We start from the raw sequence: 19,004 nt of genomic DNA, 5'->3' as shown, positions 1-19,004 counted from the left end.
AAACGGCTTTTCTATAAGGGTTTGAAAATTTCTGACCCCATTTCAACTGTAACCACGTGAGCGCTCGTTGCTATATCTCTAGAAACCGGGTTTCTCTTTAGATCTCGGTGGGGAACCCAAAACCCTTCTAGAAACCCGGTTTCTTCTGTCTCTAAAAATTATTCAATTGTAATCGATTGAGGGCCGCCGCCGTTATTATCACGATCGCTCGGATAAGTCGAGGTCGTCCCGGCTTCCTGATCCAGCCAGGTTTTCACCGGATCGTCCGACAAATTGAGCCGCAGCACGCTGGAGACAAACCCCCCCAAAAATGCGATCGGCTCTTTCGTAAATTCATTAAAAATGGGTGTCAGTTCGTCCATAAACTTGAGAATCTCCTCCGGGGGATTGCAACACTTCAAATTTTAGCGCGACTCGGGGAGAGGGTGGGAGTCGGGAGTCGGGAGTCGGGAGTCGGGAAGTCAATTGATAACCCTCAATTGTCAATTATCAATTAATAGTAATCGTCCTGATAGTAGCCGTCGTTGGAGTTGCCGAAATATTTGTAATAGTCATCGTCGTCTTTGCGGACGGCGGCCGAACCCGTCTGCACCCATTTCGGCTGGTGGGGTTTGGCTTCGATCGTACCCTCGTGGCTGTCGAGGTCGGGGAGTTCCGGGAACTCTTCCACGGGCAGATCTTCAGTGACTCGTCTCATGAACTGACGCCAGTTGAAGGCGGCGGTGCTGCTGGCGCCCCAGGTGGGATCGTTGTTGTCGTTGCCCAGCCACACCCCCGTCACCAGTTGAGGGATGTAGCCGACGAACCAGAGATCCCGGGCTTCTTCCGAAGTTCCCGTTTTACCCGCGACGGTGCGATCGCTCAAATAAGCCGCCGTCCCGGTCCCCCCTTCCACCACGCCTTCGAGCATCCAGGTGGTGATGGCCGCACTATCGCGATCGAGGGCTTGCTTGCCGGGAAACTTGGCGTCGTAGATCACCTCTCCCTGGGGGTTCAGAACCCGGCGGATGCCGTGGGCCGGGATATATTTCCCTTCCGCGGCCAGGGTCCCGTAGGCGTTGGTCAGTTCCAATAACGTGACTTCGTAGGCGCCCAACGCCAGGGAGTAGGTGGGTTTGAGTTCCGACTGGATGCCCATGTCCTGGGCGAGTTTGATGGTGGGGTCGAAGCCGACATCGATCAACACCTTGACCGCCACCACATTGACGGAACTGCTGAGGGCGGTGATCATCGATCGCCAACCCCGATAACTGTTGCCGTAGTTTTGGGGGCGATACCCATCCACCCGGTAGGGTTCGTCCTTGTAGCTGTCGTAGGGGGAAAATCCGGCCCCGATCGCCGCGGCGTAAACCAACCCCTTGAACGTCGATCCGGGCTGGCGGTGGGCTTGGGTGACGCGGTTGAACTCGCTCTCGCCGTAGTCGGCGCCCCCCACCATCGCCTTCACCTCCCCGGTTTTCGGCTCCATCGCCACCAAAGCCGCCTGGTCAAATCCGGCCGATCGCCCGTCGATTTCCACCGCTTCTTGCACCACCTCTTCGGCGATTTCCTGCCACTCCAAATTCAAACTCGTCTCGACGATCAGCCCCCCCAACTCCAACGCATCCGACGAGACATATTTGGGCAATTCCTTCTGGACAAAGCTAGTGAAATAGGGCGCCTGCACCTGCAAGCGTTTGGGGGAACTGGGGTTAATTTCCAAGGGCTGTTCGACGAGGAGATCGGCGCGATCGGCCGAAATGATGCCCGTTTCCTGCATCCGGCGCAACACCACATTACGGCGATCGCGGGCCGCCTCCGAATCCACCAGGGGGGAATACTGGCTCGGCGCCGGGGGCAACCCGGCCAACATCGCCATCTCCGAGAGGGTCAGTTGTCCGACGGGTTTGCTGAAGTACACCCAGGCCGCATCCGCCACCCCGTAGGCGCCAGACCCCAGATACACCAAATTCAAATAGCGCTCCAGGATCTCTTCCTTGCTCAGGGTTTTCTCAATTTTTCGAGCCAGCAGCGCCTCCCTGAGTTTGCGGGTGAGGGTGCGCTCCTGATCCAAAAACACGATCCGGGCCAACTGTTGGGTGATGGTGCTGCCCCCCTCGACCACGCCTCCGGCCATCAGATTAGCCGCGATCGCCCGCCCGATGCCCTGGTAGTCGATGCCCTTGTGGTCGTAAAACCGCCGGTCTTCCACGGCGATGAAAGCTTCGGCCAGGCGATCGGGAATTTCCTCCAGCGTCACCTTATCCCGCGTCGCCGGCCCCGTCTGCATCAAGATCGTGCCGTCGGCGGCTTTAATCGTAACGGTTCCCTCCCGGTTGTAGGCCGCCAGGTCAGAAATTTCCGGCAGACTCTGTTCGAGGCGGTAAAACTGCCACCCCCCCCAGGCGATCGCACCCCCCCCGAGGGCCGCGACTCCCACGGCCACCCAAAACCGGGGGCGGCGCTTCCCCAGCCACCGGCCCAATTGCCTGTACCGGTGGGCGGTGCCCGATGGCGGTGCAGGTGAGGCCTCGACGGCGGGCGATTCTTCCGAGTCGAGGGGTGGGGGAGATTCGGGACTCTCATCCACGGGGACGGGAGTGAGGGATTCGGGACTCTCTATGGAGTCGTCGGTGGTTTTCTGGGGAAATTCGGTCACGGTTGGCTCCCGACGTGAATTTGGAACGCATCCCGACAATCGGGGCGTTTGGCGCATCTAGGCGGCATGACCCAAAGCCAACCCGACAACCAACATACCGAGTACGAGGAAGGGTTGGGCGCTTGCCTGATATTTAACATCATTTTCCAAAGGATTGCGGAGGAAGTACATATCCTGGAAAGTAATTTGGGGGATGACCAGCAGCAGTAGGATGGTCGCATACAGGTTTTGTTGGATGGTCAGCAGGTAGACGGCGACCCCGGCTTGGAAAATGTCGATCATCAGCACGCAAATCCAGGCGGCGGTTCCGACCCCGAACATGACCGGTAGGGAGTTTAACCCCAATTTCCGATCGCCCTCCACGCTCTTGAAGTCGTTGACCACAGCGATGCCCAACCCGGCCAAACTGTAAAACAGGGTCAAAATGACAATGGTGGGCGTCAGTTCGCCGAATAAAGCGTGTCCGGCCCACCAGGGCAGGGCGATGTAGCTGGCGCCGAGGGCGTAGTTCCCCAGCCAGCCATTTTTCTTGAGTTTGAGGGGCGGGGCCGAATAGATGTAGGAGACGAAGGCGCCGCCGACGCACAAAACCGTCACCACCGGAAACTCGTGTCCGGCCCACAGGTCGAGGAGGTAGGACAGGCCGATGCCAGCCCCCAACAGGACGAGGATCTGCGTCACCACCTGGGGGACGGAGATGGCGCCGGAGGGGATGGGGCGGTAGGGTTCGTTGATGGCGTCGAGATCGCGATCGTAAAAGTCGTTGAGGGTTTGGGTGTAACCCGCCATCAGGGGTCCGGACATGAGCATACAGGCGGCGGCCTTGAGGATGTCTTCGGGGGTCCAGGTGTAGCCCCCCGAGGAAGCCGCGCCGCACACCACGCCCCAAATTAGGGGAATCCAGGTGATGGGCTTCATCAGTTGGAGGCGAATTTTCCAGATGGATGTTTCGCCCGTCGCCGCGCCTTTCATGCCCAGGAGTTGGCGGGTTTTCGACCCCTGCGGTTCGGGTTTCGGCTCGGCGGTATCCGCCGGGGGAGTTTGGGGGGATGGAGAATCAGTCATGGTATTTTATCGATGATTGGGATTATAAAGAAACGATCAGATAGTTGTTTTGGAATTTGGCGCCGGTGACGGGTTTGCCGCTCAGGGAAGGGGGCAACAGGATGTTGCGTCGCTGATCTCCCGCTTCGATGGTGAGTTCGGGGCCGTATTGGGTGAGTTTGATCTGTTTTTTGTCGAATCCCGGCAAAAAGAGGCTGACCTGGCGGCGATCGACATCCACGGTGATGGAGCGGGGGGCCGCCGTGGCTTGGCGGAAATCGGGGAGGGCCTCCATCAGGGGCATCCAATCCCCCGATCGCTCCGGTATCGTGGAAATGGATAGGGGAGAAAAGCCGTCCGCGATCGCATCCCCGGCACTTCCCCGGTTGAGGAGCGCCCCCCCGACGGTCAGCCCCACCTGTTGGGCACTGCCCCAGAAATATTTTGCCGTGGCGATCGCAGCTTCGTCTGCGGTAGTGACGAGGTAAGCCGCGACCCGGGTGGGGTCGGAAACGGCCGCTTTCCCCTCATCCAACATATTGTTCACCTTTTCGGTGGGTTGGGCGAAGTTGTCCCCAGAAATGTCCACGCTCAACACCGCGCTGGCGATGGGTTGAACGAAGGGGGACAGGGTTTTGCCCAAATCCGAATCCAGAAAAACTTGGCGAAACCGCCGGATGTACCAACTGAGGATTTCCGGCATCCCCAACATCCGCAGGGTTTCGAGTCCGGCGTTGCCGTCGTAAACGATCGCATCGTATTCCCCGCCGCCGTCGTATTCCCGCAGGGCATTCAGGGCCAGGGCACCGTCCATTCCCGGCAAAATGCCGAGTTCCTGGCCGTAGACGTTTTTAAAAAAGGGCGTCCGCAAATATTCGGCCTCCAACCTCTTGAGTTCCTCCCAACTGCTTTCAAGTTGGGGCGCCGCTTTGAGTTGGACAGCTTTCAGGTTGGGTTCGATCTCCGTGGGAGTCGTACTCCAGGGGGTTCCCAACAACAGAGCAGGAGCCGGCCCCGAATCCAGGGTGGCGAGCAACACCCGCTTGCCTTCGGCCGCGAGTCGTTTCGCCGCGGCGATCGCGATCGTCGTCCGACCTGTACCGCCCTTACCTAAAAATGTCAGAATCAGAGCCATCAATATCTTTCCTATCTCGATCGCTTACAAATATCGGGTTGACTTGCGGAGTATTTGAGTTTTGACTGATCGTAGCGGCCTTTTCCGGTTCTGGCAGACTCGGGCGGGGAAACGCCAGTCGCAGATACCCGCACCGAGTTCACATCCCGCCGAGCTCGGGGACTAGGCGGATTCTAGTTCATCTTCAAAGAACCAGGTTGACAAGCTATTTTCGAGTTGGACGACGAAGCCGATGCCGCTGCCATCCACCATTTTGAAGCCCTTCACCGTTCCGAAGGGATTTTGTTTGAGCTCATTGACGATGTTGCCCGGTATCCGATCTCTGATCCGGCAGACCTTGACTCGTTGACCGATTTCGATTGCCACTTCCAGTGTTCTCCTTGGGTATTAACCAATCCACAGTTTATCAGCCCGGGGCATCCGTCACCAGAATTAGGGAGTCGGGAGTCGGGAGTCGGTATTAGGGAATCGGGAATTTTAGATTTTAGATTTTAGATTTTAGATTCTTCCCATCTTTGCGCCGCCTCCTCCGCCTCCCGCCCCAGTTGTCTTAACGTCCCGAGAGTGTCTAAGCTAGACATCGGACGCCGTGTCGGTTTTTAGTGCAAGAGACGCTCATGGACATTTTGGAATTTTTCGAGTTGAGTGCGGGGAAGTGGTTTTCCCAGCGCACGGTTCACAATCTCACTTCGGGGGCACTCGAAGCGGGTAAATCAAATTTGACGATCGCCTTACTCGGGCCCGAAGATGGAACCCTGGCCCAACTGTGCGATCGCCACGGGGTCGCCCCGGCGACGGCCGGGACAGGGTGGCACCTGACCTGGGACGGGACGGTGGACTCGAATACGGACAAGCAGGTGGGTGAGGCGGTGTTGGTGCCGGTGGCCGATCGCGATCGGCCCCGAGAAGGTCGGATGTTGCAGCAGGGGGGCAAAAATCCCCAATCTCTGGCCGGACGCTATTCGATGGGAGACGACGACGTTTTGACGGTGTGGATGGAGTCGGAGACATTTACCGCCGAGGAACGACTCTGGTATCTGATGCCCAATTTGCGCCTGCGGACCAGCGTGGTGAAGTATTCCGACGGGATGACGGTGGCTTCTTTTTGTTCGGAAATCCGCATGATATCGAAGTGAGGGGGGATGGGGCGGAGGGGCGGAGGGGAATTTTAGATTTTAGATTTTAGATTTTAGATTCTTGCCATCTCTACTCCTCCGCTTCCCGACTCCCGACTCCCGACTCCCGACTCCCTTTCTACAAATGGTGGCGTGGGGCGACGATCGCGATCGTCGCCGCCCGTTCAATTTTCGGTCTTCGCTCCTCGGGAAAATTGACCTTTACACCCTACACCCTACACCCTACACCCTACACCCGATCGAGAGAGTCTGTCGGGTCAATAACAGGATCGGATATTATTCCACCCGGCCGAAATCTTGGATCTGAAAAATATGGGTTTTTCCCTCCCGCAATTTGTGAGTGATCACCCGGCGCTGTTGGGAATTCAGGAAATAATGATTGTTGTAAACGATCGCTTGAGAGATCTTGCTCTCGATCGTAAACACATAGTTTTCCGGCGTGATTCCAATTCCCGTAATTGACACCTTTTCATCGGCTCCAAAACAGGTTTTTCCTTCCACCGTCAAATTGATGTCGAACTCGGCCTTTCCAAATCCGTAAAGATTATCCCAAGTTTCTTGAAAGCGCCAAACCGTATCAGAAAGCCAATCAGCCCGGAGGTGGACGGCGGCGGATTCCAGAAAATTCCCCCCGGCATCGAAGGTCATGCACAGCCCTTCCCAGTGGCCCATGAAACATTGGAACGGCTTTAACTGAGCGGAGTCACTAATATTATTCATCCGGATACTTGCGGAGTGTCAACAGATTTGTTATCCCAGAAGGGCAACACCTGAGTCCAACCCATTGTATAGCAGTAAGTTATCAGCTTTCAGCAATCAGCGGATGTCAAATTCCCGCCGAGAGGTGCGCTTCGCGGATAGGTGCGCTTCGCGGAGCAGGGTTTGAGGAGTTCGGTTCGGTCTGAACCGACTCTCGTAATGCTATATAGTAACAGCCAAGATGGTTCGGACATCACTCAATGCCAAGATCTCCCAATCATGGGCGATCGACCCGTGCTGATGGCTGAAAACTGAGAGCTAATAGCTCTATCAGTTGCGATCGCCGCGATCGCCCGATATCGCGACCCCGGAACCCGTGCCGAAGGGCCGCTCCCATGGGTATCGACGGTTCTCAGAACCCGATGATTGCGGTTTCAAATCTATGGAAAAAACCAGATGAAAGCCCGTCAGGTATTGAAGCTCTATGCCAAAGGTCGGAGGGATTTCCAGGGGCAGAATCTCCGGGGTCAATCCTTCAAAAATCAAAACCTGTCGGGCGCCGATTTTAGCTACGCCGACATCCGGGGGGCGAACTTCCGGGGCGCCGTCCTCAAAAATACCAAATTTCGCGGGGCCAAGGCGGGGCTGCACCGGGTCGGGGCGACGGTGTGGGTGACGCTGCTGTGGCTGCTGTCGGTGGTCGCGGGACTGGGGTGGGTACTGGCCGGTTACGGCCTGCTGCTGGTATTCAACCTGTCGAGTGCGGAAGATACCCTCGTCCTCTGGATCGCCCTGATTTCGGGGGCTGCGTTTCTAGCCCTAGCTTTACGGCGGGGGATCGGCGCGAGTCTGAAGGCCGTGGGGACGGCTCTGGCGGTGGCGGGCCTGGGGGTGACGGTGGGGGCGATCGCGGGACTGGCCGGGGTGGCGACGGTGGCCGGGGCCTTCGCCGTGGCCGGGGCCTTCGTGGGATTTACGGGGGCGCTGGCTTTCGTCCTGGCGGTGGCCTTCGCCGTGGCGACGACGGTGGCGCGATCGGTGGCGGTGACGTTTTCCCTGGCCCGGGTGGCCGCCGTGGCGATGATTTCCGGCGCCATCGCCCTCTACATTTCCGGACCCTTGGCATTGGTGGCGATCGCGATCGCCTCGGGCCTGACCCTGTTATTCGATGCGATCGGCCGTCGCGCCGTCCGGGGCGACCCCCAACATATCCGAATTCGCAATACCGCCACCCTCCTGGCCGCGACGGGGGGGACCTGTTTCCGAGGCGCCAATTTGACCGATGCCGATTTTACGAACGCCGTGCTTCAGGACGTGGACCTGCAGTGGGCGATTTTGACCCGCACCTGCTGGCTGAAAACCAAAGGCCTGGACTCCGTGCGCCCGGGGACTTCCTATTTGGCCGATCCCCGCATCCGATCGCTCGTCAGGACGGGTCGGGGGGCGGGGGAAAGCTTCGACGGGGCCGACCTGCGGGGGGTGAACCTACAGGGGGCAAACCTTCTCGGCGCCAGTTTCATCGGGACGGACTTGAATTTGGCCGACCTGCGGGGGGCGAATCTCCTCGGCGCCAAGTTGGTGAGAACCCGGTTGGACCGGGCCGACCTGGGCGGGGCGATTTTGACCGGGGCCTACGTCGAGGACTGGGGCATCACCCTGAAAACCCAACTGCGGGAGGTGCGCTGCGACTATATTTTCATGCGGTTTCCCGGCGAGGACAGTCCCGATCGCAACCCCCGACGTCAGCCCCCTGACTGGAACCAAAATTTTGAAGCGGGGGAATTTGTTGGGTTCATCTTCGCCCAATTGCGCGATCGCTGGTATCAAAACCTCTATCACTCCCTGCTGCAAAAAGCTAACCTTCGAGGCGAAGTCCCGGCCCCCCCGCCCGCCGACACCATCGACCTCGACCACCAAGCCGAAGCGATCGCCGCCCTCGAACGCATCATCGAGGCGGTGGAACCGTCCCACCCCATGACCTGCACTTCGGAACAGATGCAATTGGCCGCGGCGGTGATCCGAGAGTTGGAAACCGATCCCCAAAACCCGGATCGGATCGAATCCCTGCGGGCGATCGACCCCGACCGCCTCCTGGACGTCCTTGATCGCCCCGTCGCCATTTTTATCGTGACGGCGATCCGCCACTGGCAGTCCCCCCCGGTCAGTTCGCAGGGGGGCGGGAGTCGCGAGTCGGGCGTCGGGCATCGAGATGCATTAGAATAATCTACAAAAATAACGTCAATTTTGGGACAAGCTGCCGTGACACAAGAGAGAGCAGCATCACGAAAACAGTATCGCAGTCGGGCTGCCCGTGAGCACCCGGCCCTCACCGACCGTTACTATGGGGTGTTGGGCTTGCACCCCTCCGCGTCGCCCATCGAAATTCGGCGGGCTTACCGGACTCTGAGCAAGCGCTACCACCCCGATACGACGGAGCTATCGGAAGCGATCGCCAAGGCTAAATTTCAACTGTTGAACGAAGCCTACGGAACCCTGAGCAATCCGGAACGCCGTCAGGCCTACGATCGCACCATCGGTTACTCCCGTCACAATGTTATTCAAGTCCCCGCTGACTTGAACCGTCCCCGCCACCCGCACCGGGATCGGCACAGCCGCGCCGCCTACCTCGACCCCACCGACCGCCCCCTCTCGGCGGGCGAATTGTTCGCCGTGTTGATGATGGCGGGGAGTTTGCTGCTGTGCTTGGCTTTGGCCGTCGCCGTCGCCGGGATGCGGTCGGACGTGGCGATCGCACCCATTCAACCCCCGCAGGTGCACCTGATCTCGAGTTCGGATCATTAGCGATCGGCCAGATTTCTGGTTAGTGAATGATAGAAATCGTTTTGATCAAAACGATTTTTCCGGACTTGATGGGACGCGATCGCTTCCCCGTCGGGATAATTTCCCCCAATTTTGAAACGCCGTTCAATTTTGAAATACCATTCATTCTCGATTAATAATGATGACCCGAACTGACCCCAGCACCCCCCTCTACAACCACCCGCTCCCGGAAATCGAAGACTGGCTCCGCGACCTCGGCGGACACCAGGACAGCAAAGAGCGCCACTACTGGCAGGTGGAGCGGCCGACCTGGAAAGCCGACCTGTGGCTGGATATCGACCAAATCACGGTCTGCTACATCGGCGCCGGTGCCGACGGCCAGGACATCCAGCGGGCGTTCAAATATTCCCTCAGCCGCCGAGACATCGAAGAAGCCGTTTTCTCCGGACCCTAGATCAAGTCAAAAGTCAAAAGTCAAAAGTCAAAAATGCCCGATTCCCGGCTCCCGACTGGGCCGAAGTGGCGATCGCGCTTCGGGTCGGAGCAGAGGGCGCGATCAAATAGGGGAGATCATTAACAACCAACAATTATTAATTGTTAATTATTAATTATTAATTGTTAATTATTCCCGGCTTCCGACTTTGCCGAAGCGGCGTTCGCGCTTTTGGTAGGAGGACAGGGCGCGGTAGAATTCGGTGCGATCGAAGTCCGGCCACAGGGTATCGGTGACGTAGATTTCGGCGTAGGCCATCTGCCACAATAAGAAGTTGCTGATCCGGAGTTCCCCGCTGGTGCGGATCAGCAAATCGGGATGGCAGATCCCCGCCGTGTAGAGGTGTTTTTCAAACAGCGATTCGTCGATCGCCTCCGGTTCGATTTCCCCCCGCAGGACTTGGGCGGCGATCGTCCGGCAGGCCCGAATAATTTCTTCCCGCCCCCCGTAATTGGTCGCCACGGTGAACCAGATCCCCCGGTTGTCGCGGGTTTCCTCCATCGACAGGGCGATCTTTTCCTGCAAAGAAGCCGGGAGCGCCTGCAAATTGCCCACGAAGCGAATTCTGACCTCCTCCTCCATCATTTCCCGGAGTTCCCGCATCAGCACCCGCTCGAACAGCGCCATCAAAAACTCCACCTCCTCTAGGGGCCGGCCCCAGTTTTCCGTCGAAAAGGCGTAGGCCGTGAGCGCTTCCACGCCCCAGTCCCGGCAGTAGCGGAGTAAGGCTTTGAGCGCATCGACGCCCCGGCGATGGCCCATCGTCCGCGGCAGTCCCCGCCGTTTAGCCCATCGGCCGTTGCCGTCCATGATGACGGCGACGTGGCGGGGGAGTCGGTTTCGGTCCAGGTCGGTTGGCAACTCATGTACAACCCTTGGCTTTGCACTCATTTTTTTTCTCGCGAAGCTGATGAACGAAGACGGAACACCTGGGATATAAATGCCCATCCCTTCAATCCTATCTGGCGTTTGAGAGAGCCGATCGAAATTGGGGTGGCGGTTCTTTCTTCTGCCGAGGGAAACGAACGGGCTTCCAATAATTCCTTCAGTTTACTGCTCGTCAGGGGTCGGTTCAGGGTTCCTTTCTCGGCCAGGGAAATCGAACCCGTCTCTTCCGAAACCACGATGCACAGGCATTTGGCGACCCGTTCTGTTATTCCCATTGCGGCCCGGTGTCGGGTGCCCAACTGCCGCGACGCCATGCGTTCGGACAGGGGAAGAATCACCCCGGCGGCCGCCACCCGGGAGGCCCGAATTAAAACAGCCCCGTCGTGGAGGAGGGTTTTGGGTTGAAAGATCGTCTGCAGGAGTTCCCGCGTCACTTCCGCATTCAACCGGACGCCGGGGACGGAAAAATCCCGCTCGTCGATGGGACTGCCGGTTTCGATCACGATCAGGGCACCGATGCGGTTTTGGGAGAGTTCTTTGACGGCCTCCACGATCTGATCGATCACGCCGTCGGGTTCGGGGATCACTTTGCGGCCGCGGCCGAACAGTTGCAGCACCTCCCCCCGCCCCAACTGTTCGAGAAATTGCCGGAATTCCGACTGGAGCATCACGGCCATCGCCACGGCGGACCCCGTTACCAGACTGTTCAGGGCGATATAAAGCAGCCTCAGATTCGCCCAATTGCTGATCGCCGTTGCGAGCATGAGGATGATGAAACCCCGAACCATCCAGAGGGTGCGGCGTTCTCCTATGATCACGAGGACGATATAGGCGACGGCAAAGACCAGTCCGATATCGATGCTGTTAACCAACCAGGACTGAATCCAGGCGGGGTCTTGACTTTGACCCGAACTCATTGAATCGTGATGAGGTTGAGAGTGCTAGGGGGGGACGATCGCATCCTGGGGGACGGGCGATCGCCATCGGCCGCAAGGGGAACGGAACTCGATGTCCGGCCCGCGATCGACATTACGGGGAATCCGGGCGCAATTGGTTCGGCAGCCGATCCTGCCGGATCAAGTCTGAATAGGTCTCCCGCTCCAGAATGATATGGCTCTCGCCATCCCCGACGAGGACGGCGGAGGGGCGGGGGAGTCGGTTGTAGTTGGAGGCCATGCTGTAATTGTAGGCGCCCGTGCCCATCACCACCAAGATATCACCCACCCGACAATTCGCGGGGAGGCGGGCATCTTTGACCACGATATCCCCGGATTCGCAGTGTTTCCCCGCCACGGTGACGGTTTCGGCCAGGGGGTCGGCCATCCGGTTGGCCACCACCACCCGGTAGACGGATTGATAGGTGATGGGGCGGGGGTTGTCGGACATCCCCCCATCCACGGAAATGTAGGTTCGCAAGTCGGGGATCTCCTTGCGGGGGCCGACAGTGTAGGCCGTGACGCAGGCCGGGCCGACGATGGAGCGCCCGGGTTCGCACAGGAGTTTGGGCAGGGGGAGATTTTTGCCCCGGCAGGCGTCGGCGAGGGATTTGGCGATCGCACTCACCCAGGCTTCGATGCTGGGGGGATCGTCGGCTTCGGTGTACCGGATGCCCAAACCGCCCCCGACGTTGACTTCGGTGATGTTCAGGCCGTACTGGCTGGCTTTCCCGACGGTTTCCGCCAGCACCGCGGCGAGATCTTGGTGGGGTTGGAGTTCAAAAATTTGGGAGCCGATATGGGCGTGGATGCCGTTGCCCGACAGGGAGGGTTGGCCGGCCAGGAAGGAAAACACCTCGTCGAGTTGGTTGGGGTCGAACCCGAATTTGCTGTCCAGGTGGCCGGTGCGGATGTATTCGTGGGTGTGGCATTCGATGCCGGGGGTGAACCGCACCATCACCGGGATCGGGGCTTTCGGCGAGCGTTCGGAACTGAGTTCAACCAGGTTGTTGAGGTCGAGCCAGTTGTCGGCGACGACGGTGCAGCCGTTTTCGATCGCCAATTGCAGCTCGGAACGGGATTTGTAGTTGCCGTGCAAATAGAGGCGATCGGGACTCACCCCGGCTTCTAGGGCGGTGTAGAGTTCGCCCCCGGAGACCACATCAATCCCCAGCCCCTCGGACGCGACCAGGGCGCACAGGGCGAGACAGTTCCAGGCTTTGGAGGCGTAGAGGACGAGGGATTCGCCGGGGTAGTATTTTTTCAAGGCGTCCCGGTACTGACGGCAGGCGGTGCGGACCGTGGTTTCGTCCAAAATGTAGAGGGGCGAGCCGAATTGGTCTACCAGTTGGGCGACGTCACACCCCCCGATTTCCAGGCGATTTTGGGAGTTGACCCGCGCCGTCAGGGGGAGGAGTTCTTGATTGGGCGATCGCTCCAGTTGGGGATCGGTCGGGTTGGGCAGGTACTGAAGTCCAGAATTTTCCACTTGTCGTCTCTATTGGGTTGCAACCACTGTACAATTCGAGGCAGTTCGCGCTGGGGGCGGGAGTTGGGAGTCGGGAGTCGGTATTAGGGAGTCGGTATTAGGGGAAGAAACGGGAGAGCAGGGCAGTCGCCGAACGGGGAAGAATCTAAAATCTAAAATCTAAAATCCCCGGACCCCTTCGATTCGCCCTTGCCGACCTCGAACCCGATCTGGGGCCGGGCGCGGCGGAGATTCCCGCTGCGGACAGCCGGATTCCGAAAGGTGTCGGGACTGCATCTGCGATCGTACCAAATTTCTGACCAGATGTTGATGCCGAATGGGGGGATCGTGACGGGTTTGGAACTGAAATTTTTGACCCCGGAATTGTTGGGGGAAGTGGCGGAACTCGATCACCTCTGTCTGGGGGGATTATGGACCCTGGAAGGCTATCGGCGAGAACTCGAGAGTCCCAACAGCGACATTTTAGTTTGGACCTCCCAACCGGGGGGAGAGACATTTGAGGGAATACCGTCCCCGCGAGTCGCGATTTCCGATCCGCCCCCCGTCGTGGGGATGGGTTGCCTGTGGGCGATTTTGGACGAAGCCCACATCACCCTGCTGGCAGTCCACCCCGATTATCGAAAATTGGGGCTGGGGAAAACCCTGCTGCGGGCGCTGTTGGAGTCGGCCCGACGGCGGGGGCTGGCCCGGGCGACCCTGGAAGTCCGCGCCTCCAACGCGATCGCGATCGCCCTCTACGAACGGTTCGGCTTCCAAGTCGCCGGCACCCGCCGGGGCTACTACGCCGACACCGGGGAAGATGCCCTGATTTTGTGGCTCGGGGGATTGCAATCGGCCGAATTTCGGGAATTTCTCCGCGATCGCTCCCGGGAGTCCGGCTCTCTCCCCTGAACCGGGCGGGCGATCGCCGATCCCGCAGTTCTCCAAAACGGTATGCTAGAATCCATCAGTAAATCAGACGCGATACCGTCGGGTATAGCGAATGTTCGGGTGGAAAGAGAGACAACCACGATACAGAATGAAAATTCGATTTCGAGTAGGTTATCTCTAATCAACCGAACGCCCCGGCAATTTCCGGCCCGAAATCGGGTGGCGGCGGGACACTCGCTCGAACCTTTCATTGGCGATTCCGGCGGAGAAGCCGGTGGGGATTGCCTCCATCCTATCTCCGACACCAATCCGGAAACCGCGAATGAACTGGGTAAAAGTGCCGATTTGAATGGGTTCATCGACCGCCGGGAAAGGGGTTTAAATGGAGATTGCCATCCTCGCAATCTTCGGGAGTCCGTTCAGTCACTCCCCCCCCAATTGGGATCTCTCAATTGCCGGGAATCAGACCGTCTGAACCGATCCACCGACCCCAGGAAAATTAAACATGAATCCAGCCAATTTTGAAAACTTTATCAACATTTAATTTTTCGGGAGTCCAAAGTATCACGCTAGAATTAGCATACGGGCATGATGCAGCAGGTGATGGGAATTAGCCATGTTTGAACGCTTCACAGAAAAAGCCATTAAGGTGATCATGTTGGCCCAGGAGGAAGCACGCCGCCTGGGACACAACTTCGTGGGTACCGAGCAGATCCTCCTGGGTCTGATCGGCGAGGGGACCGGCGTCGCCGCCAAAGTCCTCAAATCGATGGGGGTCAACCTCAAAGATGCCCGGATCGAGGTCGAAAAAATCATCGGCCGCGGCTCCGGGTTCGTTGCTGTCGAAATTCCGTTCACCCCTCGCGCCAAGCGGGTTCTGGAACTCTCGTTGGAAGAAGCCCGCCAACTCGGACACAATTATATCGGCACGGAGCACTTGCTCCTGGGCCTGATCCGGGAAGGGGAGGGCGTCGCCGCCCGGGTTCTGGAAAACCTGGGGGTTGACCTGACGAAGGTCCGCACCCAAGTGATCCGGATGCTGGGAGAAACGGCGGAAGTGACGGCCGGGGGCGGCGGCAGCCGCACCAAGACCCCGACCCTGGACGAGTTCGGTTCCAACCTGACCCAGATGGCCGCCGAAGGCAAGCTCGACCCCGTGGTTGGCAGGCAGAAGGAAATCGAGCGGGTGATCCAGATTCTCGGCCGGCGGACGAAAAACAACCCGGTGCTGATCGGGGAGCCAGGTGTGGGCAAGACGGCGATCGCGGAGGGATTGGCCCAGCGCATCGCCCAGAACGACGTGCCCGACATCCTGGAAGAAAAGCGGGTCGTCACCCTCGACATCGGCCTGTTGGTCGCCGGCACCAAGTACCGGGGCGAATTTGAGGAACGGCTCAAGAAGATCATGGACGAGATCCGCTCGGCGGGGAACGTCATCCTGGTCATCGACGAGGTGCACACCCTGATCGGGGCCGGAGCCGCCGAAGGGGCGATCGACGCGGCCAACATCCTGAAGCCGGCCTTGGCCCGGGGCGAACTCCAGTGCATCGGCGCCACCACCCTGGACGAATACCGCAAGCACATCGAGCGGGACGCGGCCCTGGAGCGCCGGTTCCAGCCCGTGATGGTGGGCGAACCCTCGGTGTCGGAAACCGTCGAGATCCTCTACGGGTTGCGGGAACGCTACGAGCAGCACCACAAGCTCAAAATTGTGGACGAGGCGTTGGAGGCCGCGGCGAAACTGTCCGATCGCTACATCAGCGATCGCTACCTCCCCGACAAGGCGATCGACCTGATCGACGAAGCTGGGTCCCGGGTGCGGCTGATCAACTCCCAACTGCCCCCCGCCGCCAAGGAACTGGATAAGGAACTGCGGCAGGTGCTCAAGGAGAAGGACGATGCCGTGCGCTCCCAGGACTTCGACCGGGCCGGGGAACTGCGCGATCGCGAAATGGAGATCAAATCCCAAATTCGCGCGATCGCCCAGAGCAAAAAATCCGAAACCCGCACCGACGAGGACGACTCCCCGATGGTGACGGAAGAGGACATCGCCCAAATCGTCGCCAGTTGGACCGGCATCCCGGTGAACAAGCTCACCGAGTCCGAGTCCGAAAAACTGCTGCACATGGAGGGCACCCTCCACCAGCGTCTGATCGGCCAGGAAGAGGCGGTGAAGGCCGTCTCCCGCGCCATCCGCCGCGCCCGGGTGGGACTCAAGAACCCCAACCGGCCGATCGCCAGCTTCATCTTCTCCGGCCCCACGGGCGTCGGTAAGACCGAGCTGACCAAATCCCTGGCGACCTACTTCTTTGGTTCGGAAGAGGCGATGATCCGCTTGGATATGTCCGAATTCATGGAGCGACACACCGTTTCCAAGCTGATCGGTTCCCCCCCCGGATACGTCGGCTACAACGAGGGCGGACAGCTCACCGAAGCGGTGCGGCGCCGGCCCTACACTGTGGTGCTGTTCGACGAAATCGAAAAGGCCCACCCCGATGTCTTCAATATGCTGTTGCAGATTTTGGAAGACGGGCGCCTGACGGATGCCAAGGGCCGCACGGTGGACTTCAAGAACACCCTGATCATCATGACCTCCAACATCGGGTCGAAGGTGATTGAAAAGGGCGGCGGCGGACTCGGGTTCGAGTTCGAGGAAAACCAAGCCGATGCCCAGTACAACCGCATCCGCAGCTTGGTGAACGAGGAACTGAAGCAATACTTCCGCCCGGAATTCCTCAACCGTCTCGACGAGATCATCGTCTTCCGCCAGCTCACCAAGGACGAGGTGAAGGAAATCGCGGTGATCATGCTCAACGAGGTGTTCGGCCGTCTCACCGAAAAGGGTATCACCCTGGAAGTGACCGATCGCTTCAAGGAGCGCCTGGTGGAAGAGGGCTACAACCCCAGCTACGGCGCCCGTCCCCTGCGTCGCGCGATCATGCGCCTGCTCGAAGATAGTCTGGCCGAGGAGATCCTCTCCGGACGCATCAAAGAGGGCGATACCGCGATCGTCGATGTGGACGAAGGCGGACAGGTGACGGTTTCTTCCGGCGAGAAGCGGGAACTGCTTCCCCAAGTCGCCGACTAATTGAAATTGGGAAGGGGCGGGAGGATTTCCTCCCCTTTCCGGGAGCAGAGATTTTTGAAGGATTCAGCGTTCGCTGGGTCCTTTACTTTTTGTGATTGGAAAAATTAACCACAGGGGCACCTCTCCCAATTCGGGGCGAGGGGAGCCAATCCGAAATGCTGAAGTGTGAATTAGCCATAATTTGGGACGGTCAATGATTCCGACTGCCGATCTTCGCCAAAAAGCGATCGCCCTGATCGGGCAACTCTCTCCCGAAAAATTAAGTGCCGTCGTCCAACTGTTGGAATGTTTGACGGAACCGCCGCAGCAAAATCCGACGAGTGCGGAAGAAATACAGTTGCTTGAGGTGATTCGCGATCGCCTGCCGGAAGATGAGTCGGTTCGTTTAAATACGTTGCGCGATCGGTGTGAATGCGGCAAACTCAGCGAAGCCGAACATCGGGAATTGATTCGTTATGAAGACTTATTAGAACAGCGACGAGTCAGGCGTCTGGAAGCGTTGATGGCGTTGGCGAAGATAACGAGAATCATTTAAGTTGTTAGGCTATATCTTCTTCAATGGCTTGATGGAATGCTACAAGATTCACATTCGGAACATTCCGCACATTCATATCCTTCACAGCCATAACAATCAGCACAATCCGAACAGTTTTGACTTTCATCGCAGGTATAACAGTCATCACATTCGGCACAATATTTTCCTTCACAAGCATCACAGTATGCACAGTCATTACAATCTGTTTCGACCATTAACATGATCGATATTTGATGAAAAAAATCCGTTGTCAATCCGGATGAAAATGCGATCGCCGGTCTTTGCCAACTTCCAAAAAACAAAAATAAAGATAAAAAAGAAATCACAATTAATCTATAAATCATGTAATTTCCTCATATATTTTAACTCAGAACATGATTACCAACCCAGCAGTTATTTGGTAGGGTGGGTTAGGTGCTGCGGTGATTTCGGGAAAATTCTCAAGATTGATAGAATTGCACCGTAACCCACCAGATCTTTGGTTTACATCAGCTTATTCCTTATGAGTGTCACCTAATGGCACGCCACCTAAAAAATTTCGTTCGTCTTTAACATCTACTGTGGCTTTAGTAGACATTTGAGTAGTTGTCAGTTGATTCATTTCTTGGAGTTCGCCAATTATGATGTTTCTGATGTCTGTGGTTGTTTCACTGTGAGGCAAAATCGCCTGTTCGACCGAAAACCATGTACTCCGTACTGCTCCACTCAGTTTAAAGAGAAGAATTTGTATCAACAAAAAAAAGACTATAATCCGGCCAAATTTTTGAATCAAAGGATGTTGAAGTAGATCTCCAAGTGTCTTGTTTTTAATGGCGTTTAAATTCATACCTAAACTCCTAGTGCCGTGCAAAATACCCCACATTTCGCATCACTATGGATGGCACTTTGGCTCGACTTTCAAACTCGACTGATAGCATCAGTATAAAGACTGACACACTACCAGTAGTGGTTTAGCTTTTGTAAATCACTCGTTCTAGACCCAGCCTTTGAAATGTAGGTTAGACTCTAAATTCCTCACACTCTGAGCGATCACTTACAATCCTGCGAGTAGCTTAAAAGCATAGCTAGAGCATGACTTCCAGGCTTGGTTAATGCCGATCGCCCATCAAATACTTCACAAAATCTAAAGTCAAGCATATTATCTGATATTTTTGAGCATCTTTGCTTATTTTTTACAAAAATTCTCTTATGGTTACATAAGTACGCATTTAGTAATCAATTATTACATTAAGTATCAGTCCCAATAAAAACGGTGTTTCCCAATCGACGATCA

19 protein-coding genes are annotated in these 19,004 nt (G+C 57.3%); 7 read left to right on the top strand and 12 right to left on the bottom strand.

Going from position 1 to position 19,004, the window contains the following annotated elements:
* Positions 1-158: 158 nt before the first annotated feature.
* From AC0QHF_RS01650 to petP, 5 genes are all read right to left on the bottom strand, one after another.
* Positions 159-362 carry a ssl0294 family protein gene (locus tag AC0QHF_RS01650; RefSeq protein WP_324702442.1) on the bottom strand — a complete coding sequence of 68 codons (204 nt, stop codon included), beginning with the start codon at positions 360-362 and terminating at the stop codon, positions 159-161.
* Positions 363-493: 131 nt separating this feature from the next.
* Positions 494-2,638, bottom strand: coding sequence for a transglycosylase domain-containing protein (locus tag AC0QHF_RS01645; protein ID WP_324702441.1), 2,145 nt, complete (start codon positions 2,636-2,638; stop codon positions 494-496).
* Between the two features lie 57 nt (positions 2,639-2,695).
* Entirely contained in the window at positions 2,696-3,703 is a 1,008-nt protein-coding gene (gene chlG, locus AC0QHF_RS01640; RefSeq protein ID WP_324702440.1) for a chlorophyll synthase ChlG, read from the bottom strand.
* 22 nt (positions 3,704-3,725) lie between these two features.
* Entirely contained in the window at positions 3,726-4,817 is a 1,092-nt protein-coding gene (locus AC0QHF_RS01635; protein ID WP_324702439.1) for a Get3/ArsA fold putative tail anchor-mediating ATPase NosAFP, read from the bottom strand.
* Positions 4,818-4,979: 162 nt separating this feature from the next.
* Positions 4,980-5,183 (bottom strand): cytochrome b6f subunit PetP, encoded by a 204-nt coding sequence (gene petP, locus AC0QHF_RS01630; protein WP_324702438.1) that lies wholly within the window; start codon positions 5,181-5,183, stop codon positions 4,980-4,982.
* A 251-nt stretch (positions 5,184-5,434) separates the two neighbouring features.
* Here petP and AC0QHF_RS01625 point away from each other — a divergent pair, with 251 nt between their 5' ends.
* On the top strand, positions 5,435-5,953 hold the full coding sequence (locus AC0QHF_RS01625) for a phycobiliprotein lyase (protein ID WP_324702437.1): 519 nt from the start codon (positions 5,435-5,437) through the stop codon (positions 5,951-5,953).
* Between the two features lie 276 nt (positions 5,954-6,229).
* On the opposite strand, the gene AC0QHF_RS01620 is transcribed toward AC0QHF_RS01625, so the two are convergent.
* Entirely contained in the window at positions 6,230-6,673 is a 444-nt protein-coding gene (locus AC0QHF_RS01620) for a hypothetical protein (RefSeq protein WP_324702436.1), read from the bottom strand.
* Positions 6,674-7,108: 435 nt separating this feature from the next.
* Between AC0QHF_RS01620 and AC0QHF_RS01615 the strand changes: the two genes are divergently transcribed.
* Complete coding sequence (locus AC0QHF_RS01615) at positions 7,109-8,875, top strand: pentapeptide repeat-containing protein (RefSeq protein WP_324702435.1); 1,767 nt, start codon at positions 7,109-7,111, stop codon at positions 8,873-8,875.
* 36 nt (positions 8,876-8,911) lie between these two features.
* Positions 8,912-9,454, top strand: coding sequence for a J domain-containing protein (locus AC0QHF_RS01610; protein ID WP_324702434.1), 543 nt, complete (start codon positions 8,912-8,914; stop codon positions 9,452-9,454).
* A 19-nt stretch (positions 9,455-9,473) separates the two neighbouring features.
* On the opposite strand, the gene AC0QHF_RS01605 is transcribed toward AC0QHF_RS01610, so the two are convergent.
* Positions 9,474-9,599 (bottom strand): hypothetical protein, encoded by a 126-nt coding sequence (locus tag AC0QHF_RS01605; protein ID WP_324702433.1) that lies wholly within the window; start codon positions 9,597-9,599, stop codon positions 9,474-9,476.
* Positions 9,600-9,614: 15 nt separating this feature from the next.
* Between AC0QHF_RS01605 and AC0QHF_RS01600 the strand changes: the two genes are divergently transcribed.
* The gene (locus AC0QHF_RS01600; protein WP_324702443.1) at positions 9,615-9,887 is read left to right on the top strand and encodes a DUF3143 domain-containing protein; all 273 of its coding nucleotides are present in this window, start codon (positions 9,615-9,617) and stop codon (positions 9,885-9,887) included.
* Between the two features lie 168 nt (positions 9,888-10,055).
* On the opposite strand, the gene uppS is transcribed toward AC0QHF_RS01600, so the two are convergent.
* From uppS to lysA, 3 genes are all read right to left on the bottom strand, one after another.
* The gene (uppS, locus tag AC0QHF_RS01595; RefSeq protein ID WP_324702432.1) at positions 10,056-10,817 is read right to left on the bottom strand and encodes a polyprenyl diphosphate synthase; all 762 of its coding nucleotides are present in this window, start codon (positions 10,815-10,817) and stop codon (positions 10,056-10,058) included.
* A complete protein-coding gene (gene cdaA, locus AC0QHF_RS01590) occupies positions 10,814-11,731 on the bottom strand; it encodes a diadenylate cyclase CdaA (RefSeq protein WP_324702431.1) in 918 nt (305 codons plus the stop codon). The genes uppS and cdaA overlap by 4 nt, the downstream gene beginning before the upstream one ends.
* Positions 11,732-11,843: 112 nt before the next feature.
* Positions 11,844-13,238 carry a diaminopimelate decarboxylase gene (gene lysA, locus AC0QHF_RS01585; RefSeq protein ID WP_324702430.1) on the bottom strand — a complete coding sequence of 465 codons (1,395 nt, stop codon included), beginning with the start codon at positions 13,236-13,238 and terminating at the stop codon, positions 11,844-11,846.
* Between the two features lie 327 nt (positions 13,239-13,565).
* On the opposite strand from lysA, the gene rimI reads away from it, so the two are divergent.
* From rimI to AC0QHF_RS01570, 3 genes are all read left to right on the top strand, one after another.
* Positions 13,566-14,129 carry a ribosomal protein S18-alanine N-acetyltransferase gene (gene rimI, locus AC0QHF_RS01580; protein ID WP_473113512.1) on the top strand — a complete coding sequence of 188 codons (564 nt, stop codon included), beginning with the start codon at positions 13,566-13,568 and terminating at the stop codon, positions 14,127-14,129.
* A 595-nt stretch (positions 14,130-14,724) separates the two neighbouring features.
* Positions 14,725-17,196: an ATP-dependent Clp protease ATP-binding subunit gene (locus AC0QHF_RS01575; RefSeq protein ID WP_324702428.1), complete on the top strand. Its 2,472-nt coding sequence runs from the start codon at positions 14,725-14,727 to the stop codon at positions 17,194-17,196.
* A 193-nt stretch (positions 17,197-17,389) separates the two neighbouring features.
* A complete protein-coding gene (locus AC0QHF_RS01570; RefSeq protein ID WP_324702427.1) occupies positions 17,390-17,731 on the top strand; it encodes a hypothetical protein in 342 nt (113 codons plus the stop codon).
* A 4-nt stretch (positions 17,732-17,735) separates the two neighbouring features.
* Here the strand turns inward: AC0QHF_RS01570 and AC0QHF_RS01565 are convergent, their stop codons facing one another.
* Together AC0QHF_RS01565 and AC0QHF_RS01560 are read right to left on the bottom strand one after the other, a co-directional pair.
* The gene (locus AC0QHF_RS01565) at positions 17,736-17,927 is read right to left on the bottom strand and encodes a hypothetical protein (protein ID WP_324702426.1); all 192 of its coding nucleotides are present in this window, start codon (positions 17,925-17,927) and stop codon (positions 17,736-17,738) included.
* 297 nt (positions 17,928-18,224) lie between these two features.
* Positions 18,225-18,557 carry a hypothetical protein gene (locus tag AC0QHF_RS01560; RefSeq protein ID WP_324702425.1) on the bottom strand — a complete coding sequence of 111 codons (333 nt, stop codon included), beginning with the start codon at positions 18,555-18,557 and terminating at the stop codon, positions 18,225-18,227.
* Between the last annotated feature and the right edge of the window lie 447 nt (positions 18,558-19,004).

The sequence above is a fragment of the Lyngbya sp. CCY1209 genome, assembly GCF_055795065.1.
This window is presented reverse-complemented; position numbering and strand designations above follow the sequence as displayed.